General features: G+C 72.1%; 2 protein-coding genes. Both read right to left on the reverse strand.

Going from position 1 to position 1,573, the window contains the following annotated elements; genetic code table 11:
- Nucleotides 1-216 (reverse strand): hypothetical protein (locus HW578_RS26330; protein WP_408906271.1); only part of this gene is annotated, 216 nt, incomplete at its 3' end.
- 85 nt (nt 217-301) lie between these two features.
- Complete coding sequence (locus tag HW578_RS26335) at nt 302-1,357, reverse strand: glycosyl hydrolase family 8 (protein ID WP_198373664.1); 1,056 nt, start codon at nt 1,355-1,357, stop codon at nt 302-304.
- Between the last annotated feature and the right edge of the window lie 216 nt (nt 1,358-1,573).

Consider the following 1,573-nt stretch of genomic DNA (forward strand, 5'->3'; position numbering starts at 1 on the left):
CGAAACGGTTGCGGGCAGCGGCGTCGCCGCTTCGACCGGCCAGGGCGGCGCGGCGGTGGTCGCCTGCGGCGGCGTCATGGCCTCGACCGGCGCGGCTGGCGGCGGTTCGGCGGTCGGCGCGGCAGCCACCGGCCGGTTGCCGAACGACCGGTAGTGCATTCCGCGCAGGCCAAGCCGGGCGGTCAGCGCCGCGATGTCGGGATCCTGCTGCGTCACGACGCGGGGCGAGCCTGCGATGAACGGCCTTTTGCCGCTGTGAACTGCATGTCGGCCTCCGGGCGCAGGTCGGGCCCGCCAAGCGTCAGGCGACCGGTGTCCCGGTCGCGAGGCAGGCGAATCGGACCAGCAGGGTCAACGATGCAGAGTAGTAATCACGTGACTCGTTTATCGATGGTAACGTCACGGCGATTCCGTTGCCAGATCGACGTGACACTACGAAGGAGGCAATCGCCCTAACACCCGGAGAGGCCTGGAAATCCGACGGCTCGCCGGTGACGAGATCGACATAGGCCGGCGGCGCCGGCCAGCGTGAATCGGTCCAGAAGCCAGCCGCGGCGGCGACCGCGGGGTGCCCCGCATCGCCGCCCCAGGCGAGCAGCAGCGGCACCCGCACCGCATCGAAGGAGAATCGCGGCGGCCAGCGCTGCGGCAGCCGGAGCGGCGCGCTGCCTGGCGGCTGGAGCACCCAGTCGGGGCTGAGACCCCAGGCGCCGAACCTGGCGCGGCGCAGAAATTCCGTCCCGTCGCGCGCGATGGCGGGCCATGGCGACTGCGGCATGGCGCGCGCCAGCGCGGCGAAGGCCGGGATCGCGATGTAGGACGGGTTCAGCACCAGGCCGGCGGCGGATTCGAAGCCTGCGGCGCCGGGCAGCAACAGCGCGCGGCCCTGCTGTTGCCGCAGCGTCAGGCGCAGGATGTCCTGGCCGATCGCCACCGCTTCCTGCTCCCAGCCCGGCACACGCCAGAGTTGCGCGCCCAGCAGCAGGCCCCAGGCGATGTAGAGGTCGCCATCGGTTGCGTTGTTCGGGTCGTCGATGGCGGGCGTGGCGCCGGGGCGGTAGCGCCAGGCATGCAGGTGGTCATGCGGGCGCTTCAGCACGCGCCGGGTCCAGGCGCGGATGCGTTCGAAGGCGTCGCGGTCCTGCGCGACGGCCGCGAGCATCAGCCCCCAGCCCTGGCCCTCGCTGTGCGAGACGCCGGCATTGCCGGTGTCGATGATGCGCCCGTCAGGGCGCAGGAACCGCTCGGCGAATAGCCGCCAGTCGGGCAGCGCGGCCGCCGCCGCGCGCGGGTGCACGAAGGCGGCGGGCAGGGCGGCGAGCAGCCAGCGGCGGGGGGCGGTCGGGGGCAAGTGCACGGCGGGACCCTGATGTCGTGCAACTTACGGGCGCACTCGACCGCGCCGCCACCCTTTTCCCGGCGTGCTCCCGCGATGCCTCTGCGCGCCTAGATGTTTGGTCCCGGGCTTTGGTGGTGCAGTCTTCTCCCTGGCATGGAGGGATGCGCTATGGGGCAGGTTCTTCACGGCTGCGCCCGCACGACAGAGGCGGTCCGTCGCGCGATCCAGCATAGT

Source organism: Roseomonas rosulenta, from assembly GCF_016106005.1.
Classification (GTDB): Bacteria; Pseudomonadota; Alphaproteobacteria; order Acetobacterales; family Acetobacteraceae; genus Neoroseomonas; species Neoroseomonas rosulenta.